The 22,400-nt window shown below is 37.9% G+C and carries 13 protein-coding genes; 9 read left to right on the top strand and 4 right to left on the bottom strand.

What is annotated here, in order from left to right; all coding sequences use genetic code 11:
• Window positions 1-2 precede the first annotated feature (2 nt).
• The 8 genes from FEK29_RS08635 to FEK29_RS08600 all read left to right on the top strand — a co-directional run bounded on the left by FEK29_RS08635 (window position 3) and on the right by FEK29_RS08600 (window position 13,433).
• On the top strand, window positions 3-3,323 hold the full coding sequence (locus FEK29_RS08635) for an AAA domain-containing protein (protein ID WP_138258031.1): 3,321 nt from the start codon (window positions 3-5) through the stop codon (window positions 3,321-3,323).
• Window positions 3,323-4,786: a type I restriction-modification system subunit M gene (locus tag FEK29_RS08630; protein WP_161595335.1), complete on the top strand. Its 1,464-nt coding sequence runs from the start codon at window positions 3,323-3,325 to the stop codon at window positions 4,784-4,786. The genes FEK29_RS08635 and FEK29_RS08630 overlap by 1 nt, the downstream gene beginning before the upstream one ends.
• Entirely contained in the window at window positions 4,779-5,897 is a 1,119-nt protein-coding gene (locus tag FEK29_RS08625; RefSeq protein WP_138258029.1) for a restriction endonuclease subunit S, read from the top strand. Before FEK29_RS08630 ends, FEK29_RS08625 begins: the two co-directional genes overlap by 8 nt.
• 3 nt (window positions 5,898-5,900) lie before the next feature.
• On the top strand, window positions 5,901-7,919 hold the full coding sequence (locus FEK29_RS08620; RefSeq protein ID WP_240042701.1) for an McrB family protein: 2,019 nt from the start codon (window positions 5,901-5,903) through the stop codon (window positions 7,917-7,919).
• On the top strand, window positions 7,909-9,177 hold the full coding sequence (locus tag FEK29_RS08615) for a 5-methylcytosine restriction system specificity protein McrC (protein ID WP_138258028.1): 1,269 nt from the start codon (window positions 7,909-7,911) through the stop codon (window positions 9,175-9,177). Before FEK29_RS08620 ends, FEK29_RS08615 begins: the two co-directional genes overlap by 11 nt.
• Window positions 9,178-9,293: 116 nt before the next feature.
• Window positions 9,294-9,788: a hypothetical protein gene (locus FEK29_RS08610; RefSeq protein WP_138258027.1), complete on the top strand. Its 495-nt coding sequence runs from the start codon at window positions 9,294-9,296 to the stop codon at window positions 9,786-9,788.
• Window positions 9,782-10,477, top strand: coding sequence for a nucleotidyl transferase AbiEii/AbiGii toxin family protein (locus FEK29_RS08605; protein ID WP_138258026.1), 696 nt, complete (start codon window positions 9,782-9,784; stop codon window positions 10,475-10,477). Before FEK29_RS08610 ends, FEK29_RS08605 begins: the two co-directional genes overlap by 7 nt.
• Window positions 10,467-13,433 (top strand): type I restriction endonuclease subunit R, encoded by a 2,967-nt coding sequence (locus FEK29_RS08600; protein ID WP_138258025.1) that lies wholly within the window; start codon window positions 10,467-10,469, stop codon window positions 13,431-13,433. The genes FEK29_RS08605 and FEK29_RS08600 overlap by 11 nt, the downstream gene beginning before the upstream one ends.
• A 66-nt stretch (window positions 13,434-13,499) precedes the next feature.
• On the opposite strand, the gene FEK29_RS08595 is transcribed toward FEK29_RS08600, so the two are convergent.
• The 4 genes from FEK29_RS08595 to FEK29_RS08580 form a co-directional block, all read right to left on the bottom strand.
• The gene (locus FEK29_RS08595) at window positions 13,500-14,837 is read right to left on the bottom strand and encodes a sulfatase-like hydrolase/transferase (RefSeq protein ID WP_205123411.1); all 1,338 of its coding nucleotides are present in this window, start codon (window positions 14,835-14,837) and stop codon (window positions 13,500-13,502) included.
• Between the two features lie 77 nt (window positions 14,838-14,914).
• On the bottom strand, window positions 14,915-16,429 hold the full coding sequence (locus tag FEK29_RS08590) for a RagB/SusD family nutrient uptake outer membrane protein (protein WP_138258023.1): 1,515 nt from the start codon (window positions 16,427-16,429) through the stop codon (window positions 14,915-14,917).
• Between the two features lie 10 nt (window positions 16,430-16,439).
• A complete protein-coding gene (locus FEK29_RS08585) occupies window positions 16,440-19,823 on the bottom strand; it encodes a TonB-dependent receptor (RefSeq protein WP_138258022.1) in 3,384 nt (1,127 codons plus the stop codon).
• Window positions 19,824-20,032: 209 nt separating this feature from the next.
• Entirely contained in the window at window positions 20,033-21,166 is a 1,134-nt protein-coding gene (locus FEK29_RS08580; protein WP_138258021.1) for a FecR family protein, read from the bottom strand.
• 183 nt (window positions 21,167-21,349) lie between these two features.
• On the opposite strand from FEK29_RS08580, the gene FEK29_RS08575 reads away from it, so the two are divergent.
• Window positions 21,350-21,889: a sigma-70 family RNA polymerase sigma factor gene (locus FEK29_RS08575; protein ID WP_161595334.1), complete on the top strand. Its 540-nt coding sequence runs from the start codon at window positions 21,350-21,352 to the stop codon at window positions 21,887-21,889.
• Window positions 21,890-22,400 lie beyond the last annotated feature (511 nt).

Below are 22,400 nucleotides of genomic sequence, written 5' to 3'. Positions count from 1 at the left end.
ACTTGGAGGATAAAATAATCGAAATACTAAATTTAGGAAAGGCTTTAAAAGCGAAAGAGATAGCCAACCAGCTTAAATGCACCACAAAGGAGGTTAATTCTTTACTTTATGGAGTACTAAAGGAAAGGGTAATTCAAAACAACCAGTATCAATGGTCTATAAGGCCAATATCTTATTCTCAGGATAATACTTTAGCAGATAAGGAGGTTCAAAATCACGCCCTTGCCAAACTTTCTAGTTATTATCTGGAATGTCTCTCGAAAGACTATGATAATGGTATAGATGAATGGGCATCAGGTAAGTATGGTAAAGCATATTTCCAATTAAATGTCATTCCCACAAATGAACAACCAACTCAAGTTGACTACGACGATATTTCTTCTATTATTAACAAACTAAATAAAGAAAGAAATGGGCTCACGGTTTGTATCGGTTATCCTTTGTTGTTATCTGAGCACACGAGTAAAAATGGGAATACGTATTACAAGGTAAAACCAATCTTAATTCAAAAACTCGATGAAATCAAATTTAAATCACTTTCTATAACTCCTCTGGAAGAAGCGGCATATTTGAATGTTGAGGCAATTAAATATTTAGAGGGTCTGGATGGAAATGAGAACCTAAAAGAGGTAATATCCTTAAATGAGGAACTTGGAATTAATAACACTGAATTTCCGGAAATTCATGAGATTATTTTAAGACTTAATGCTATAAAGGAAAATTGGAATTGGAAAGAAGAGATTGACCCGGACAATTTAAGTGATTTAGATTTAGCTAATTTGACAAAAGACGGTATTTATAATACTTGTGCTGTTTTTGTAACGGAAAAATCAAAATACACAATTGGTTTAGAAAAAGAACTCAAAGATTTAACTTCTAAAAGTCAGTCCAATTATCTTCCTTCCATTTTAGGGAAGTTAATATCTCATAAAACACAAACAAGTTCCATTGAGGAAAAGGTTCTTATTGAACCTTTGCCAATGAATGAAGAGCAGAGAGAAGCTATTTTAAGAGGGCTCCAAAGTGATATTACTGTTGTAACTGGCCCTCCTGGCACAGGTAAATCCCAGGTCGTTTCCAATCTAATAGTTAATGCAGTTAAGGATGGACAAAAAGTTCTTTTTGCATCCAAAAATAATAAGGCCGTAGATGTTGTTCTTGAAAGAGTTAATGGATTAAGTAATCACCCGGTTATGCTACGCTTAGGTAATAATCAGCGCCAAAGCGAACTTTCTAAATATCTCACTGGAATTCTTTCCTCTAAAGTTTCGAGTTCACTACATGCTAAATATGAAGAAGCCGAAAACATTCACGATAATTTGTCTTCTAAAATTTCAGAACTATATCGTAGACAGGAAAAAATTGTTGAGTTAAGAAATAAAGTTGATTCTAAAGAACAACAAATAGAAACCCTTAGAAATGAACTGGGCGAAGAAACCTTTAATAAGCTCCTGAATGTTACTGAAGCTTATAAATCAGAACTGGAACAAACCCTGGGCATACTTAAGGACCTTTTAAGTGAAAATAACAAAGGGAATGCCTCTTTTTTTGATAAATTATTCTGGTCTTTGGGAAAATCTAAGAGACACGTTAATGCACAGCAAAGACTACATTCCTGTAAACAGGATTTTCAATTTTTGAACGTCCAATTTCCTGAATCCTTAAAAAGTGATTCGCTTTTTCAAGAACTAGAAAGTGCCCATAACAATTACCATTCCAAGTTTAACTTACTTTTAGTTTTATTTGGATATAAATCTCTTTTAAATACGCTTTCATCTTCCACACCTCTCTTTCAACTATCCAAGGAAGAAGCCAAATTACGAGAAGCGATTAGTGAAAATTCCAATCGATTTTGGCAGCTTTGGCTAGAAATTCTGCCGGATAGATTAGATAGAGAAGAACGAAAGGTGATAGGTGATTATATTACCGTTTTGGATTTAATAGTAAAATCCGATGAAGAAAATAAAAGTGCAGGTAGCGGAGTTTGGTCCCAGTATTATAAGCTGCTACCGAAAATTACAAACATTTTAAGTTGTTGGGCGGTAACCTCATTATCGGTAAGATCTAAAGTGCCTTTTGAACCTTGCTTTTTTGACCTTGTCATCATAGATGAAGCTAGCCAATGTGATATTGCATCGGCCTTACCATTATTGTATAGAGGAAAACGAGCCGTAATTATTGGCGATGACAAACAACTTACCCATATCAGTTCCATAAATGAAAGGGAAGACAACCAACTTTTGAATAAATATAATCTCACTGAAAATTTTCTGGTATGGAGCTATGCCTCTTCCTCTTTATTTAGACTAGCAGCATCCTTATGTGACAAGGAAGACATTGTACAGTTAAAAGACCATCATAGATCACATGCGGATATTATTAGTTACTCAAACAAATACTTTTATAATAATTCCTTACGTGTAGCAACTAATTATGATCGGTTAAACGGTATTGATGGCGAAGCTGCTATAAGATGGATAGATATCAAAGGAAAGGTTACCAGTCCAATTGGTGGAGGTTCACTAAATATTATCGAAGCTACTAAGGTCGTAGAAGAGATAGAAAGAATTGTGGCTACGGGCTATAAGGGCACCATTGGGGTGGTTACGCCCTTTAGAGCTCAAGCAAATAGAATTAGGGATATGATTTTTGCCAACAATAGTTTGGTTGAAGCACTTATGAACAAAGATTTTATTGTAGACACAGTTCATAAATTTCAAGGCGATGAAAGGGATATCATGATTTTTTCAGCAGTAGTTTCTCATGGTATGTCTGAAGGCAGCGCCGGGTTTTTAGCTAGAAATGGGAATCTATTTAATGTAGCCTTGACAAGGGCAAGGGCATCACTAATTGTTGTGGGGGATCAAAAAAGTTGTTACCGATCGGCAATTGTCCATTTTTCACAATTTGCAGATCATGTTAAAATGTTACAGGAAAAAAGAGAATTAGAACATTCAAATACACTTACCGATTTTGGCCCACGATTTCCTGAAGTCTCAAGTGATGATATAGTCTCGGATTGGGAAAAATTCTTTTACGAAAAACTATACCAAAAGGGCATTAAAACCATACCACAATATAAGGTAGACAAATACAGTTTGGATTTGGCGCTACTCATAGGAGATGCCAAACTAGATATAGAAGTAGATGGCGAAACGTATCATAGAGCCTGGGACGGGGAATTACTACGTCGGGATAAAATAAGAAATAACCGCTTAATAGAATTGGGGTGGGATGTACAACGATTCTGGGTGTATGAGTTAAGGGATAATATGGATGCCTGCATCAATAGAATTGAAAACTGGATTAACAACCAAAAATAATGACCCAAAAAGAACTTGAAAAATACCTTTGGGGTGCCGCTACACAACTGCGCGGTACCATAGATGCCGGAGATTACAAACAATATATCTTCCCTTTATTGTTCTTCAAACGCATCTGTGATGTCTATGATGAAGAGTTTGAAAAGGCGCTAGAAGAAAGTGATGGTGACTTGGAGTATGCAGCCTTTGCGGAACACCACCATTTTTTAGTGCCTGAAGGTGCGCATTGGAACGATGTACGGGAAACCACCGTGAATGTGGGCATGTCCTTGCAAGAGGCCATGCGGGCGATTGAAAAAGCCAACCCGGATACCCTCTACGGTATTTTTGGGGATGCCAGTTGGACGAACAAAAACCGACTAAGCGATGAAACCCTTACCAATCTCATAGAACATTACTCCCAACATAAATTGAGTCTAAGCAACATCCCAGATGATAAACTGGGCAATGCCTATGAATACCTCATTAAGGAATTTGCAGATGACAGTGGTCATACCGCAGCCGAGTTCTACACCAACCGCACCGTGGTAAAGCTCATGACCAAAATTATGGACCCACAACCGGGCGAAAGTGTTTATGACCCTACCTGTGGTAGTGGCGGACTCTTATTGAATTGTGCTTTGCATCTAAAGGACGAAGGCAAGGAATACCGCACCCTAAAATTATATGGTCAAGAAATTAATTTGATTACCTCAGCAATTGCCCGTATGAATATGTTCATGCACGGCATAGAAGAATTTAGCATTGTACGTGGCGATACCTTGGCCAACCCTGCCTTTTTACATAATGATGCCTTAAAAACTTTTAATGTAATACTGGCCAACCCGCCCTACAGCATAAAAGCGTGGGACCGTAGCAGTTTTGAAAACGACCCCTATGGTCGTAACCTTTGGGGTACACCGCCACAAGGTTGTGCAGATTATGCTTTTCAGCAACATATTCAAAAGAGCTTAAATGCCGATAACGGACGATCTATTTCGCTTTGGCCGCATGGCGTTCTCTTTAGAGATTCTGAAGCTGAAATGCGTAGAAAGATGATTGAAGATGATTTGGTGGAGTGTGTAATAAGTCTTGGACCTAATCTATTCTACAATTCTTCCATGACTTCATGTTTACTGATTACCAATAACAATAAGGCTCCCGAGAGAATAAATAAAGTTCTTTTCATTCAAGCTGTTAATGAAGTGAGAAACGAGAAGACAATGAGTTATCTAGATCCAAAGCATATTGAGCGAATTCACAATGCATATTTAGCTTTTGATGATGAAGATACTTTTACTGCGGTAGTTGATATTGAGGATATTTTAAAAGATATTAACGCCAGACTTAGTGTTCAGCTATTCGTTAAGCAAGATGCAGTTGAAGAGGAGGATTTTGATGTTTTACTGAATGATTGGGAACAAAGCAGTAAAGATCTGAAGAACTCTATGAATGAACTTTTAAAAACCTTAGCAAATGGATAGTGTATTAATGGAGACTAAGGTTTTGAATTTGGATAAATCAAGTTGGGTATTAACTAAACTTGGGGATTTAGCAAAAGACATCTCTAAACGAGTTGATAATCCAGGAGAGTCTGAATATGACAGGTTTGTTGGACTTGGAAACTTTGTTTCGGGAGACATTAAAATTAAGTCTTGGGAAACAACTGAAAATTTAGCTTCCTCTGCAAAGGCGTTTCAAGCAGGTGACATTTTGTTCGCAAGACGAAATGCATATTTGAGAAGGGCATCTTTAGTTGATTTTGATGGATGTTGTTCAGGAGATGCCTTCGTGTTAAGAGAAAACCATGAAAAGGTCGTTCCAGGTTTCATAGCCTTTTTAATGAACTCAAACGCACTTTGGGACTATGCCAATTCAAATGCTGCCGGTACCATGTCTAAAAGGGTGAAATGGCGTGATTTGGCTGAATACGAATTCCTCCTCCCACCCAAAGACCAACAAGCCCAACTGGCCAAATTACTTTGGGCTATGGATGACAACATTGAGTCTTTGATTCACAATAATGATTCTTTAGAAATTCTTAAAAAATCGCAATTGAAGGAAGTGTTTTCTAAAGAGCATTGTGTAAAGCTGAGAATTGGAGACATTTCCGATAATCTAGACAATAAAAGAAAACCAATATCTAAAAGTAAAAGAGTGCTTGGCCCAACTCCTTATTACGGAGCTAGTGGTATAGTAGACTATGTTGAAGGATTCACTCATAATGAACCAATTCTATTAATTTCAGAAGATGGTGAAAATTTAAATTCTCGAAATTTACCCATTGCTTATAGCGTAGATGGTGAAAGTTGGATAAACAACCATGCTCATGTTTTAAGAATTACAAACTCCAGCAGGTATCTAGTTAAAGAATATTTCAATTTTTCAGATATCAGCGATTTTATTACTGGAGGTACACGTCCAAAGGTCACAAAAGGCATGCTAACGGATATGCCAATCTTTTTACCAAAAGAAGAACTACTTGAAATTTCGGAGAGGAAGTTAATGGATATTGATATTGCCATAGACTCTAATATGTCTTGTATTGAAAGCGCCAAATCCCTTCAAAAAAGTTTAATCAATCAAGTGTTTTAGATTATGAAGTCAAAGAAAGACCTAATGCACTTTTTTAACACCAATCATAATGCGCAAATGAGTAATGGCAACACCAGCTACGCCATGGCAAACACAAATAATGGCCTTTGGTGGTTAAACATTGACCTAAAAAAATTTAAAAGTGTAGTTAATATTATACTCCAAACAAAAAATGAGGCTTTTTGGCTCCAACTTAACCCAGGTTTTGTTGAGGACCTTGCAACAAAATTTAGAATTCGACCAGATAGAAATGCCATTGACCTAGAGATTGTAAGTACAGCTGGAGATGATTACATGCACGACACTAAAAATGGTGGTTCAGGCTTCAATTTTAATCCCTATATAAAAGCCAGCGTTACTTTAAATGTAAATGGTTCACAGGAAAACAAACCAACGTATTGGCATATACAAATGAATCAACCAGAAAACAGAAATGGAATAGTTATAAATTCTGTTGATTTATTAAAGGAAAAAACGCCAGTAATTGGCACTGGGGAATGGGATGATTTGCAATGCGATTATTTTAAGGGCAATGTTGAAGATGCCATGGAGGTTGGTGATGTGGTACTTGTGCGAGAAGGTGTTTTGCCTATAGCACTGGTTAGCATTCAATCCGATAGCTTTACCTCTGAAGAATTAAGGCAAAAATACATCAATGTAAATTACAGAGAGGTCAAGATTCTGGACTGGTATGTTGGCACCGATACTTTTCCTGTGGCCCAAGGTACTTTGGGCAGATTAACTAATAAAAACACCCCTTCTTATAAATTTATAGATAGGTGGTTCAATAGAATTAACACCACTTCTAAAATGGATGAATTAATTAAGATTTTAGAGTACAAGAAACAAATTATCCTTCAGGGACCTCCGGGTACGGGCAAAACATTTACTGCCAAAGAAATTGCCTATCAACTAATTACTAAAAACAGTCTCTCTAAAGATACCCTTGTACGCAAACAGCAGCTGGAGCAAACAGAATTTAAAGATTTTTGCGAACTAATACAGTTTCACCCAGCCTATTCGTATGAAGATTTTGTACGAGGTATTGTGGCAGAAACACAAGGTGAAAAAGTGCACTATGTAACTAAAAATAAAATTCTGGCAAAATTGGCAAAGAAAGCCAAAGACAATCTTGACCGTAGCGAGAAAAGTTTAGGAGACCTTAAGCAAGATGAACGTTATCAAAATGCTCTGGAAGCATTGATTGATAAGGTGCAGACAGAAATTGATACCAGTGAAACCAGTAAGTATTTTTTAACCAACTCCGGATTTATTTTTGATTGTGATGATGAATATTTTAGGTACACCGGTGATGCCTGGTCCTCCAGTTTTAGAATACCATTTGATGAGCTGATTACCATTGCCAAAAACAATTTAAGGTCACGGCAAGAAATTAAAAAATCAAGAGAAGTTCGTGGTAGCAGCAGACAGCATGCTACCTACCTCTGGAAACTGATGGAGGAATATTATAAGATTCTGGATACCTACCCTGTTCCAACTCAAATCATTAAAGAAAATGCCAAAAAATATGTCCTTATTATTGACGAAATAAATCGAGCAAACCTACCTGCGGTTTTGGGAGAATTAATTTATGCCCTGGAATATCGTAATCAACCTGTAAATACCCTATACCCAATCGCAGAAGATTATAAAATTACCCTTCCTGAAAACTTATATATCATCGGAACCATGAATACCGCAGACCGTTCTGTAGGCCATATTGACTATGCCATTCGCCGTCGCTTTGCTTTTGTAAATGTTTTACCGGATAGCAGCATTGTTCCAGAATTTGCTAAATCTCATTTTAGATCTGTAGCTAACTTGTTTACAGAGGATTATTTGTCTTCAGACTACAAAAGAGAAGATGTACAAATAGGTCATTCCTACTTTTTAGGGAAAGAAGAAGAACTTCCATTAAAAATCAATAATGAGGTTATACCCATTTTAAAAGAATATGTAACAGATGGTGTATTATCCCATGAAGCCTTAGATGAAATTGAAAAACTAAGAATTGAAGCCTAGTTTACAACTTATACAACTTACTGAACACGTAGATAACCTTCATACAACAATTGAAGGTTTAAGTGGCACGTGTTATTTTAAGGGTCAAGAGGTAGACCTTCGAAACAGACCACAATTACCATGTTATACCATAAATGAATATGGCATAAGTTCTAACTACTATATTGGTGTAGATTGGTTGTCAACCAAAAGAAAGTGCGCCATACATATTTCTCCAAAACTAAACACCGAAGACCATGAGACCGCTTATTTAAAAATGTTACTGGCCTGCCTTAATGATCCTAAAGCAAGTAGATATTTAAGTTCTATTTATGAAATTAAATTGAACAGTGAAGCAATAGAGATTAATCAGTCTCAAGATGTATTGAGTCCAATTTTGGCCATTCAATTTTTACATCTGGTAAAGCAATTGGTAAAAAAAGGCTTGAGAAAAGCTTATTACAACGAAACCCATTCGCTTCATTCCAGAATAAAAGGAAAGCTTTTAATTAGCCAGACCATAAAACAGCATACGGTAAAAAATGAGCCATTAAAAGCGCAATGTAGCTATGATGTTTTTGGTTTGAACCATCCAGAAAATCAATTATTAAAAGCCGCTCTGCTTTTTGTTCAATCTTACCTGAATAAGTTCAAGCAATATTCAGATTTGGTAGCTCCTATAGTATCCTATTGTCTTCCTGCATTTCAACAAGTTAAAGTCCCAAAGGACTTACGTAATTTGAGAAGCTTTAAGTCCTCACCGTTTTTTTCAAATTACAAGGAGGCTTTAACTATTGCGCGTATAATTTTGGACCAGTTCGGCAATGTGGTTCGCACTACTGAGACAGGAAAAATAAAAACACTACCCTATTGGGTCAATATGGCCTTATTGTTTGAATTGTATGTGTATACCTTACTTCGTAAAAAATTTGGAAATCAGGTTTTATACCAATACAAAGCCAATTACCAAGAATTGGATTTTCTATTACGAACAGAAGATGTAAAACTTGTTATTGACACCAAGTACAAGCCACGTTACACAACCTCCCCCATCAACAAAGAGGATGTTAGACAATTAAGTGGATATTCTCGCATTAAAAAAGTGCGTACCCATTTAAAAGTTACTGAAAATGAATTGGTCAAATGCCTGATTATTTACTCAAATAAACATAATAACAATACGATTGAACCCGAACTGAATTTTGAAAATATGGAAGAGGAACCCAGATATGAAGGTATTTTTAAGTTGGGGGTTTCGCTACCATGGATAAACCCATAATATCGCATATCGCGATATGCAATATTTTATCACAATAAATTGTTTTTATGTAAGTTATATCCTATTATTGCATATCGCGATATACGATACTTATGAAAAAAAGTAGTCTACACCAAATGAAACCACAAGATATTGTGGTATTGGCAAAACTCATTGCGTATGACGACCCTAGCTATACACAGATGGAGTTGTCATTAAGCCTAGAGATGAGCCAGTCAGAAATTAGTAGTTCTTTAAAACGATCCACCTATGCCGGTTTACTGATCAATAAAGGACAAGACGTTGAACGCAAGCTCTTTTTTGATTTCATCCAATTTGGTCTTCCAGTGATTTTCCCTGTTCACCCAGGGGCTATAGTACGTGGTACGGTAACCGCACATAGTGCAGAACCTTTAGCGATGGAATTTTTAAGTGATGAAAAATATGTTTGGCCGTATGCGAAAGGAAGGGATAGAGGCCAAAGCATTACGCCTTTATATCCCACGGTACCTAAAGCTGTTATTATTGACCCTAATCTACATGAGTTATTGGCGCTATTGGATGCCGTGCGTGTGGGGCGTGCCCGCGAAAAAAATCGGGCTTTGGAAATTTTAGAAGCACGTATATGCTAAAAAATACTTTACTAAATAGAGAGGCTACCAAGAAGGTAGCTTTGGCTTTGGGTGACCTCAATGAACGGGTAGTGTATGTTGGTGGTGCTGTGGTCAGTCTATACATTGATGATACTGCCGCCGAAGATATCCGCGTGACCAAAGACATTGACCTTACCTTTCAGATTGCCTCCTTCGCAAAATTGGAGGAACTGCGGGAGGACCTAGTGGCAAAGGGATTTTCCCAAAATGCGGATGATACTGTTACCTGCAGGTTTAGATTTGAGGATTTAATAGTGGATGTTATGACCACGGAAGCCGTTGGATGGGCCCCTTCTAACCCTTGGTTTGAGAAAGGGTTCAATAAAGCCATAACCAGAGATTTAGAGGATATCATCATAAAAGTATTACCACTACCCTACTTTTTAGCCACCAAAATGGAGGCTTTTATGGACAGAGGAATCCAAGATGTTTATGCTAGTCATGATTTGGAAGATATCGTGTACTTATTTAATTATACTACTGATATTGATGCTCAGGTACTGGCATCGGACCCAGAGCTAAAAGCGTATCTGGCAGAAAAATTGGTACTTCTTACTGATAACCGTACAATTATATCGGCAATTAGGGGTAGCTTGTATTATGAACAGGCAGATGAACGCTTGGAAATTATTAAGGAACGATTTCAAAATATAATTAATGGCCTTTAACGAACTCAACAGTGTAGAATATTACATTGTTCATCAGCTTAGCGGAGTTAATTTAAACAAGGATGCCGTTGAAGAATCCAGACCCAATTATGGGGCCAATTGGCACTACAAAACGGCCTCGGAAATTAAAAGGGGCATCAATGAAGTTTTGGTGGAGACGGAACTTAAAGCCGCTTTGGTCCGCCTGAATCCAGAAATTACGGTCAATCCAGAGTTGGCTGACGAAGTTATCTACAAAGTAAGGGCGGTACTATTAGCAGTTAACCAAATAGGATTGGTAAAGGCGAACGAGGAGTTCTTTAAATGGTTAACGGGTGAAAAAACAATGCCCTTTGGAGAGAATAACCGTCATGTCCCGGTTAAGCTCATAGATTTCGAGGATGTTAAAAACAACACCTATATCATTACCAACCAATACCGTATTCACCATAGGGAAACCAAGATTCCGGACATTGTCATGTTGATCAACGGAATACCGGTTGTCGTTGGTGAGGCAAAAACACCCATACGCCCATCCATTAGTTGGCTGGACGGTGCTCATGAAATACATGATATTTATGAAAACAGCGTACCCCAATTATTCGTTCCCAATATACTTTCTTTCGCTACGGAAGGAAAGGAATTGTATTACGGAGCCATACGATGTCCTTTGGAATTTTGGGCGCCATGGCGATTGGAAAACGATGATGATGCCATAGCCAAAAGATTGGGATTAGGCGAGGTAGGCAAAGAACTTTCAGATCTATTGAACCCGCATCGATTACTGGATATTTTACAGAACTTCTCCTTATTCTCTACGGATAAGAAGAAGCGTAGAATTAAGATTATTCCTCGTTTTCAACAATATGAAGGTTCCAATAAAATAGTGGAACGTGTTAAGGAGGGTCGTATTAAGAAGGGTTTGATCTGGCACTTTCAAGGTTCGGGAAAATCTTTCCTAATGGTATTCGCCGCTCAAAAATTAAGACGTACGCCAGAACTAAAGAGTCCTACCGTAATTATTCTAGTGGATCGTACGGACTTGGATACCCAAATTAGCGGCACCTTCAATGCCGCAGATATAGCCAATGTAGAAACCACGGATAGCATTAAAGAACTCCAAACCATGCTTGAACGGGATACCCGTAAAATTATCGTCTCAATGATTTTCAAGTTTAGGGATGCAAAACCCAATATGAATACTCGGGAAAACATAATTGTCCTGGTAGATGAGGCACACAGAACCCAAGAGGGGGATTTGGGGAGACAAATGCGTGCGGCCCTACCCAATGCTTTCCTTTTCGGTCTTACAGGAACACCGGTTAATAAAGCGGATAAAAATACGTTTTGGGCTTTTGGTTCAGAGGAAGACAAGGAGGGGTATATGTCCCGGTACACGTTCCAAGATTCCATTCGAGATGATGCTACCCTTCCACTCCACTTTGAACCAAGATTGGTAGATGTTCATGTGGACAAGGAAAATATAGACAAAGCCTTTAAGGAATTTAAGGAAAGTGCGGCACTGACCGATGAAGAAGCGGATGCCTTGAATAAGAAATCAGCAAAAATGGCCGCCTTTTTAAAGTCTCCTGAACGGGTTTCTAAAATTGTAGCGGATATTGCCACACATTTTAAGGAAAAAGTGAATCCCCATGGATTCAAAGCGATGATCGTTACCCCAGACCGTTATGCATGTGTTCAATACAAAGAAGAACTGGACACCTATTTTCCGGAAGAAGCAAGTAAGGTCGTTATTTCTACATCTGCCAATGACCCTTTGGAGTTCAAACAAAAATGGGGAGTTGACAAAAGCCAACAAGAAAAAATAGTGGATGAATTTAATGATGCACAGTCCGATTTAAAATTCATTATCGTCACAGCTAAACTCCTTACAGGATTTGATGCGCCAATCTTGCAGACCATGTATTTAGATAAATCCATAAAGGACCATACCCTGTTACAAGCAATTTGCCGAACCAACCGTCTCTATCCAAATAAATCATTTGGAAGAATCGTAGATTACTTTGGTGTTTTTGACGATGCCGCAAAGGCATTAGAATTTGATGAGGAAAGTGTAAAGACCGTCATTTCAAATTTGTCAGACTTACGAGGCAAACTACCACAAGCTATGCGCGATGCCCTAAGCCATTTTAAGGAGGTGGATAGAACCTTAAGTGGTTTTGAAGGATTAGAAGCAGCGCAAAACGCCATCAACACAGACGAAAAGAAAGATGCCTTTGCAAAAGACTTTAAATATCTTTCTAAACTTTGGGAATCGCTTTCACCGGACAACCTTTTGGATATCTACAATTCCGATTACAAATGGTTGTCACAGGTCTTTGAATCCGTGAAACCTGCTGGGGATAACCTAGGTAAATTACTTTGGTTTTCTTTAGGGGCACAGACAACAAAACTGATTCATGAAAACATTCATGTTGGGGATGTGCACCAATTGGATGAGTTTGTTCTGGATGCCGATGTTATTGAAGAAATATTTAACAATCCAGACCCTAAGAACGCGAAGAAACTCGAAAAAATACTGGTCAAACGATTCAAAAAACATGCAGGCAACCCGAAGTTTAAATCACTGAGCGAGCGGCTAGAGGAACTCAGGGACAAAGCTGAGCAAGGATTGATAACCTCCATTGAATTTGTAAAGGAGCTCTGCAAATTGGCCAAAGAAACCGTCCAGGCAGAAAAGGAACTAGAAGCATTGATTCAAGAAAAAACGCCCCAGGCCGCCTTGACAGAATTATTCATGGAGTTAAAAACAGATAAAACTCCCGCGGTTGTTGAGCGTATCGTCACAGATATAGATACTATTGTAAGAATGGTGAGGTTTCCTGGATGGCAACAATCGAACCAAGGTGAGCGTGAGGTCCAAAGCTCATTAAGAAAAATCCTTTGGGCCAAGTATAAAATAAAGGACCAGGTGTTGTTTGACAGGGCGTATGCTTATATTAAAGAATATTATTAAATAAACAAGGACGGAAAATCCGTCCTTGCTTCAAGCTAACTAACAACTCAAATAATTACTCAACAACTATTTGTTCATTTCCTTTCTTACTGAGGTAAGCCAGGTCTTGTGCAACTGCAATAGTTCTTTCAATATTTTAGGATTGGTGTCCGCCAGATTGTTTTGTTCTCCGATGTCCTCATCCAAATTCACTAAAAAGAGTCCAGGCATTTCTTTTTGTTTTTCCTCTCCTAATGGTTCATTTACATTCCCTATAAGTTTCCAAGGTCCTTTCCGTACGACCCATTGAGCCGTTTTATCATCATAACCTCCCAATTGCCAGTATACCGCATCATGCTCTGACTTCTTTTTAGCGCTTTTGATAATGGGCATTAAACTCTTACCATCCACTTTTAAGTCAGTGATATCAATATTCGCCAAATCGGCAACCGTACTGAACCAATCCGTCTCCATGGCCAGTTGATCTCGAACCTGATTTGCTGGAATTTCTTTGGGATATCTGATTATGGCAGGAACGCGAATGCCACCTTCGAACATGCTAAACTTACTACCTCTATAGGGACCTGCATTTCCTCCGCCATAGAAAGCCCTCGCTTCCCTAGAATGACCATGGTCGGACTGGAAAATGACTATGGTATCATCGGTAAGACCCTTTTCATCTAGATAATCCAGTACCTTACCAATCTGTTCATCGGTATTCGATAAAAAGGATGCGTATTCCTTTCTAGGCGTGGGTAAATCCTCATAATGTTCCAACCACTTAGGCGTACCTTGATATGGGTAATGTGGCGCATTAAAGGCCCAATAGATAAAAAATGGATTCCCTTCTTCCTTGTCCACAAAGCCCTTTATCTCATCAACCATCAATTCTGAAAAATGCTCCCCTGGATAATATACTTCCTCACCATTTCTATATAAATCATGTTTATTGGGCCCATCCCAAAAGAAAAAATGCGAATAATTGTCAATACAACCTCGTTGATGTCCGAAGAAGTAGTCAAAACCCTGTCCATTGGGTAGGTTTTGAGGTCTATGACCCAAATGCCATTTTCCGATCAAAGCAGTACTGTACCCATTTTCCTTTAGCATTTCAGCCATGGTAACCTCTGCGGTAGGAAGCCCGTATTGACCAGTCTCCTCTGCCCTTTCCGGGATTGGTACGTTATTGGGCAATCCCGCCCTTAAATTGGTTTTTCCCGTTAAAAGTACTGCCCTTGACGGAGAGCATACGGGAGCCCCAGCATAAAATTGGGTAAACCGTACCCCCTCTTTGGCCAATCTGTCCATATTTGGGGTATACAAATCCGTTGCTCCGTAAGCGTTCAAATCAACCGAACCTTGATCATCTGTGAGGATTACAATTACATTCGGCTTTATTTGGGAAGAAACCTGGGACCACCCCATTAAAGCAGTAAAAAAACTTGTAAAAATTAGTAACGTTTTATATCTATTCCCCATAATTCTCTTTTGATTTGGTGTTATTAGTATCCCGGATTTTGTTCCAAATTAGGATTTAGCAAAATATCCCTATCTGGTAATGGCCACAAGTAATCCCTATCAGGATTAAAACTTCTACTCTCGATCACATTTCCATTTTGATCAAGACCATCTTGATTCATTACAATTTCAGCAGTACGCCATCTTATAATATCCTTGTAATAAAGCCCCTCCCCTGCAAACTCAACTCTTCGCTCCAAACGCAAGGCATCCCTAAATTCTGATTGTGATAATCCGGCCACCACATCAGGCATATCAACTGATGGTCTATTTCTAACTTCATTTATAGCATCATAAGCTCTTGAAGTTGGTCCATTCAGTTCATTTTCGGCTTCTGCAACCGTCAATAACATTTCCGCATATCTAAAAAGTATTGGATTTATTTCCGATTGATTGGGTTGGGGAGCGGTTCTTACCTCATCATCCGTAAAATAAGTGTATTTCTTATACGCATAACCCGTAAGATCTGCAAACAGCTCATCCCCGGTAACCAATTGACCATTGAAATTAGAACCAATGGTAATCAACGTTTGGTTCAATCGAGGATCCCTATTTTCGAAAGGGTTGTCAGGATCATATAAACCTGATTCTTCTATGGATTGTCCGTCGGTCATTAAGTAGGCATCCACCAAACTTTTAAATACATTTCCCTGTTGAAACAATTCATGGTAGTTGTTTGTAATTTCAGGAAATTGAAATCCAACATCGAAAATAACCTCGCTATTTCGTTCATTTTCCAACAAGAACAGTCCGCGATAATCAGGGAAAAGGCTATATTCATTCAAATCGATTACGGCTTGGGCAGCCGCTAAAGCCTCGGTCCAACGTTCGTTATACAGTGCCGACCTAGCTTTTAATGCTAGTGCCGTACCCTTTGTGGCCCTACCTTCGTCCGTACTGGTATAGGAAATGGGCAGTACACTAGCCGCTGCATCCAAATCCGAATAAATTACTTCCAGTATTTCTTGTTTTGAATTTCTTGGTAATTGACCTTGTGTATTGTTATTAGGAGGATCCAAAATTAGTGGCACCCCTCCGTAATACTCGACCAGATTGTGGTAATAAAAGGCCCTTAGAAAACGTGCCTCACCAATATACCTTGCCTTGACATCTTTGTCCATAGGAACCAAATCAATATTCGCCAAAAATGTATTTGTCCTACCAATTCCCTCATAGGCAATTTGATATCTAGAATTTATTAATGGTAAAGTTGGATTATTGTCTCCTCTCGCTATGGAAGAGGCTCCACTACCATCGTCGATTTCAAAGGCATTGGGAGTAATATCTTCCAACTTCAACAACCAAGACCCTTCACCACGGTAAGGTCCCAACAGAGGTTCGTAACAACCTGTTAGAGCTGCTACGGCATTATCTTCCGAGGTCCAATACGTTTCTACTGAACTTTGATCTGCTGGTTCAAGTTCTAGAAGTTCCTTGGAACAACTCACTGAAATTGAAGCACAGAGAAATGATATATATATGTATCTAAATCTTTTCATGATAGTTTAATTAAAATGATACGTTAAGACCAATCGTGTAAATTTTGGTCGATGGGTAATCAAAAAAGTTATTACCGATTAAATCGGTTTCAGGGTCAAAATCCTTCAACGGAGTAAATGTTAAAAGGTTTTGCGCATTACAGAATATCGACAATTTGGTCATACCCAGGTTCTCCAATACATCGGCATTAAAATCATACGCTAATTGAATATTCTTTAACCTTAAATATGAGGCATCCAACAACCAAAAATCACTGGGTCTAAAAAGTGTTGCCTGGGTATCCTGGTACCTGGTTAATAGAGGAAAACTTGCATCCCTATTATCAGGGGTCCATGAATCATTCGCCCAGCCAACAGGTAAGGAAGTACCAAACCAAAAAGGTACCCCAGACACATGTTTGTTATAAGTCTGAACTCCTTCTACTCCTTGCCAAAAGGTATTTAACGAGAAGTTCTTATAGCCTAAATTAATATTAAATGAGTAGGTATACTTGGGTATAGTATTTCCCTCTGCTTGTCGGTCGTTAAGATCGATAACCCCATTATTATCCAAATCCTTGTATCGAATATAACCCGGCCTGGTATCCGTCCCCTGGAAAGCATGGGCATCAATTTCATCTTGAGATTGAAATAGACCATCTGCTTGGTACAACAAAAATTGGTTAATGGGTTTCCCCTCTTGCGTAATATTAAAAGGACCCCGTCCATCTGTGGAATTATCTTCAAGAATAATTTCTCCATTTAGGTCCACAACTTTATTTGTGATATATGTCAAATTTCCGGATACGTCATATCTAAAATCCCCAAGATAGTTTCTATGACCTAAGGAAACCTCCACCCCATCGTTCTCAATGGTTCCAATATTTCTTATTGGACCTCCAAGAGAACCAACTTGAGAAGGGATTCCCACTGGCCTTAGTACATCCTCAGTCTTTTTATCGAAATACTCGACACTTGTGGTTAATTTGCCCCCAAAGAAACTAGCGTCCACCCCGATATTTGAAATGGTGGTGGTTTCCCATGATATTTCGTCATCATTATCCACAAGTACAGCTGTACCGGGGTTAATGGTATTGCCAAAAGTGTAATCCTGACCAGGGGAAATAAGATCTAGATACCTAAAGAAACCAATCCTCTCATTACCTAGTTGTCCCCACGAGGCCCTGATCTTCAACTGACCTAACCAGTCAACCTCCTTCAGAAAATTCTCTTCGTTAATTCTCCAACCCGCGGACATGGAAGGGAAAAATCCCCATTTATTTCCCGGTGCAAAACGAGAGGAACCATCATATCTAAAATTGGCCTCTAAAAGATACTTATTGTTCAATACATAGTTTGCCCTGCCAAAATAGGAGATCAAACTAGATTCCCTGGAGGTTCCGCTTACTATTGGATTGGTACTACCTGCATTAAGTTCATAGAGGTTATTACTTAAATAACCCTCATTTGAAGCAGTAAAGAAACTATTGTCAAATTTTTCATAGCTGGTACCCAATAAAATTGAAAGATCCGTCTCGTCGGAGAATGCTTTGTCCCATTTTAGAGTATTAAAAACGGTCCAGTTTAGGGATTCATCATCACTTTGATCAACACCTCTTTGTTGCCCGGCAAAAGTTACATAAGGGTTCCCTCCTGCTTGAATTTGAGTGGGCTCTTTCGTTTTGGCATCATATAGGGTAATTTGGGGAGTGAAAATTTTGCGACGTTCATTTTCACTCGTCAAACCTATATTCAATTTGTATACAATATTAAAAGGCAGCTTTACCTCAGCAAACGTATTGAGGAACAACTTCAAATTTCTAATGTCCGTATCGCCTTCATCTGTTAACGCCAAGGGGTTTCGAAATCTTCTATGGCCTGGTATATCGAAAAAGTTCATTCCATAATTCCCATCCTCCAATTTGGTAGGATGATAGGATTGGGCCTTAAAAATCATTTCCATGACCTCTTGTATTCCTACAACGGGTTCGTCCCTGGTCTTATAGGAGAAGTTAAATGTTCCACCTATGGAGATATGTTTATTCAATTCGGAATTTACCGTAAAGTTGGCATTATAACGTTCAGAATCCGTGCTTCGCAAAACACCATTTTGGTCCAATATCCCGAGTGATAATGCATATGTTGATTTTGAACTTCCTCCCGTAAATCTAAGATTGTGCTGTTGGATTATAGCAGGGTCAAACATAATGTCATACCAATCATTATTGGGATAGGTAAATGGGTCGGTTTGCATACCCTGACGATACTCATCTATTAAACTTTGTGGAAATACCAGTGCATCTTCACTCGTTCCAAAATTTAATTGGGCCTGGGAATACAATTCCATCCAGCGTACGGGGTCTTTAACTACTCTAGGTAGCGAAATCACTTCCTGTACACCAACGGAGTTGCTATATGATATCTGTGATTGTTCCGAACCTTTTTTGGTCGTTACCAAAACAACTCCGTTTGCGGCCCTAGACCCATAAATAGCTGCAGAAGCTGCATCTTTTAAAACTGTGATGCTTTCAATATCATTAGGGTTCAAATCATTTATTGAAAATTCAATACCATTGACCAATACCAAGGGGTTATTGTTGTTTAAAGTCCCTACACCCCTTATTCTAATAGTGGCGGCATCATTTCCTGGTTGTCCCCCTATCTGGTTTATATATACCCCTTGGACACCTTGTAGCGCTTGACTGGAACTAGTAATTGGTCTATTCTCCAAATCTTCGCTATCCACGGCACTTACGGATCCAGTAAGGTTTAACTTTTTCTGGGTGCCATAACCAACCACAACCACTTCATCCAACCCCGCCGTACTTTCCTCTAGGGTGACATTAATGGTACTTTGACCGTCTACAGGTACTTCCTTTGTGGCAAAGCCTATATAGGAAATAATCAAAACGGCATTTTCTGTAGAAAGATTTATAGAATAATTACCATCAAAATCGGTTTGTGTTCCATTAGTAGTACCCTTCTCAAGTACATTTGCCCCTGGTAAAGGTTCACCATTAGAATCTAAAATTGTTCCCGATACGGGTTCCTGCTCTAAGTTTGTTTGTGAAGTATTTGTTGATTGGTTTGAAGAGCTATTAATAGGCACAGGTAATTTTGCCTTTTTTAATAAAATTTGACGCCCTCTTACGGAATAATAAACGTCAGTATTACGAAAGAGCAATCGCAATATTCCATTTATGCTTTCATTTTCTACATTCAACGAAACCCTTCGGTCCAAATTTATTTGTCCAGTCTCGAACAAAAAACGAAATTCAGATACCTCTTCAATATTGTTGAAAATATTTTCAACGGTTTCATTTTCAAGCCGTAAACTTAGTTTGGTTTTTTGTGCGTATGAGTTTGCCTGAACTTGAAATAACGTAACCAGTAGAAGAATAGTTGTCAATTTCATTTTCAAATCCATTTTAGGCAACCACAATCGAGGTAACCTACTATTAAGGTATTTTTTCATAATTTTGAAATGATTAAATGATTTTGGATAAGATTGTTTAATTCGAATTTTAATCGGGAAAATGGTCTCAAGCATTTCCCGATTTTTTTATTGGTTATTTTGTCATAAGCGATCTAGTTTATTGTTATTTGTTGGTTTAGTTAAAGTATTTAATGAATGACAACCTTGTCTTCGGTTATTTCATATTCAAATTTTTGTATCTCTCTTATAGATTTAATTACATCCTCTATACTTTCTACATTTACATTGAACCGAGCATTGAATTTTTTATCGGACAATAGCAGATTATTATTTTGAATTTTGACCTTATACTTCCTTTCTAGTTTTTTTTCCATATTTTTAAAGGACTCATTCCTGAATAACAATTCTCCATTTATCCAACCTGTATAGAGTCCTACATCAACTTGTTCAACGGAAGTAGAACTGGCTCCCCGACTCCAGGTACCCTTTTCTCCTGGTTTTAGAACAACATTATTTATATTAGAATTTGACATACTAACAGAACCTTCTACTAAGACTGTCTTTATATCATTATCCTCCTTATAGGATGTGATATTAAATTCTGTTCCTAGAACTTTTACAGCTACTTCATCCGCATGGACAACAAAGGGGTGGTTCTTATCTTCGGAAACTTTAAAATAGGCCTCTCCGTCAATGTATACCTCTCTATCTAAACCCTTCAAAAATTTTACGGGATATCTTATTCTGGTTCCAGAATTTAAATGTACAATGGTCCCGTCGGAAAACTCTAAATCAAAAATTTTACCATAAGGAATCTCCAATTCGCTATAAACTAATTCATCTATCTTCGAGGTGGATTTATAACTTATCTTATTTCCTTTCTGTTCCCCCAATACCTCACCTGTTGAAGAAACTATTTTTTGACTATCACTCTCTTTGAGAATTTTAACTACATCATTCCCGGTTTTCAATTTTATAGTACCCGTCATTTGATTCACATCAATTTCCTGTTCTAGACCATCAAATGAAAAGTATGACACTAATGCAATCCCTACTAACATGGCGGCATACTTCAGAGCCTTTTTCCAAAGTGGAATGACTTTGGTTGGTTCAGTGAGAATCTTAGATTTTAATAGATCCCACTCATTTTCAGTATGAGAATCTTCTATAAGTTTAATCGCTTCACCGATAAGACCTTCATTGTAAAGTTCAATTACCAGGTCCCTTTCTTCATTCGAAAGTTCTTCGAGAATTTCCTGGCTGAAGATTCCTCTTTCCTTTATCTTAATCAATACTGATTTTAAACGCTCTTTATTAACCATTTAGAGAAGTTTCTTTTCTATATGTTGTAAAAATGATCCGTTAGGGTGACAAAAAATTTGATTATTTTGTTAATTTCATAATTTTATAAAGTTTTTTAGGTCATATTTACAGTACACACCTTATTAAATAGTTAATAACTCATTTAATTAATAGAATTCCTAAATCCTATAAATGCCAGGCATTTGAAAAGTAAACTACATAGGGAAATCGATGAATTGGAAATTTTGTTCAAGGAACATTTTGATTTTCTTTGTTTGGTCTCTCTTAGTATTTTGAAAGATAAATCTGCTTCTAAAGATGTGGTACAGGACTTTTTTCTTTCCTTTTGGAAAAATCGAAAAAATATAGAATTAAATGTTTCCTTCAAGGCATACGCCATAAGGTCTGTTAAAAACCTTAGTATTCAAGTACTAAGGAAAGTCGACAAAGAGCATAAGGCACTAAAGGATTTTACTCCTTTGAAGAATGAATACAACATAGATTGCCCACCTTCCAAACGAGATGAAAGACTTGAAGAGCTTCTCAATAAACTGCCAGAGAAGAGAAAGCAAATTTTCGTTTCTTACGTAATTAACGGACAGAGCTATGCAGAAATAGCCGAAAATAATGGTATTTCAATAAATACAGTAAAAACACAAATGAAAAGGGCCTACCAATTTTTAAGGTCTGAAGCTACGGAGGATTTACTTTATTTTTTCATTCTTCTGTTCACTATCTTTTAAATCAACTTTCAGTAGAGTTTCTTTGGTTCATTTTAACCTTGAAACAAGAGAAAGACCATGGAAAATAAATCTTCTCAATTTTTATTTTTAAATGCGTACTTTAGGTTAAAATTTTGAGTTAAATCAGAGCACACACTGCGGCATACGATTTTAGCGAAAAAAAGAACAACAACCTCCGGAAAGCCCGGTAAATACGGGTTTTGTATCGAATTCATAACCCGGAGGCCGAGGGTTCAAGTCCCTCTCTCGCTACAAGGTGAAAACCTTTATAAATCAACGGTTTGTGAATACACAAACCGTTTTTTTGTGTCCATGATTTCCCTAATTTTACAAAAGGAATACGAAAAGTCATACGTTTTTCACGTAAGTCTCTTTTTCTGAGTCAAAATCTATCCTACAGAACTGTTTTTTCAAGTGGTTCTGTTTGTCCAAAAGTGCATAACGGAAGGCATTGGTTAAAACATGGTATGCTCATTTTTCTTCCAAAAATGCAAATACAGCTTTATCCCTA

This window comes from Maribacter aurantiacus, from assembly GCF_005780245.1.
In the GTDB taxonomy this organism is placed as follows: domain Bacteria; phylum Bacteroidota; class Bacteroidia; order Flavobacteriales; family Flavobacteriaceae; genus Maribacter; species Maribacter flavus.
This window is presented reverse-complemented; position numbering and strand designations above follow the sequence as displayed.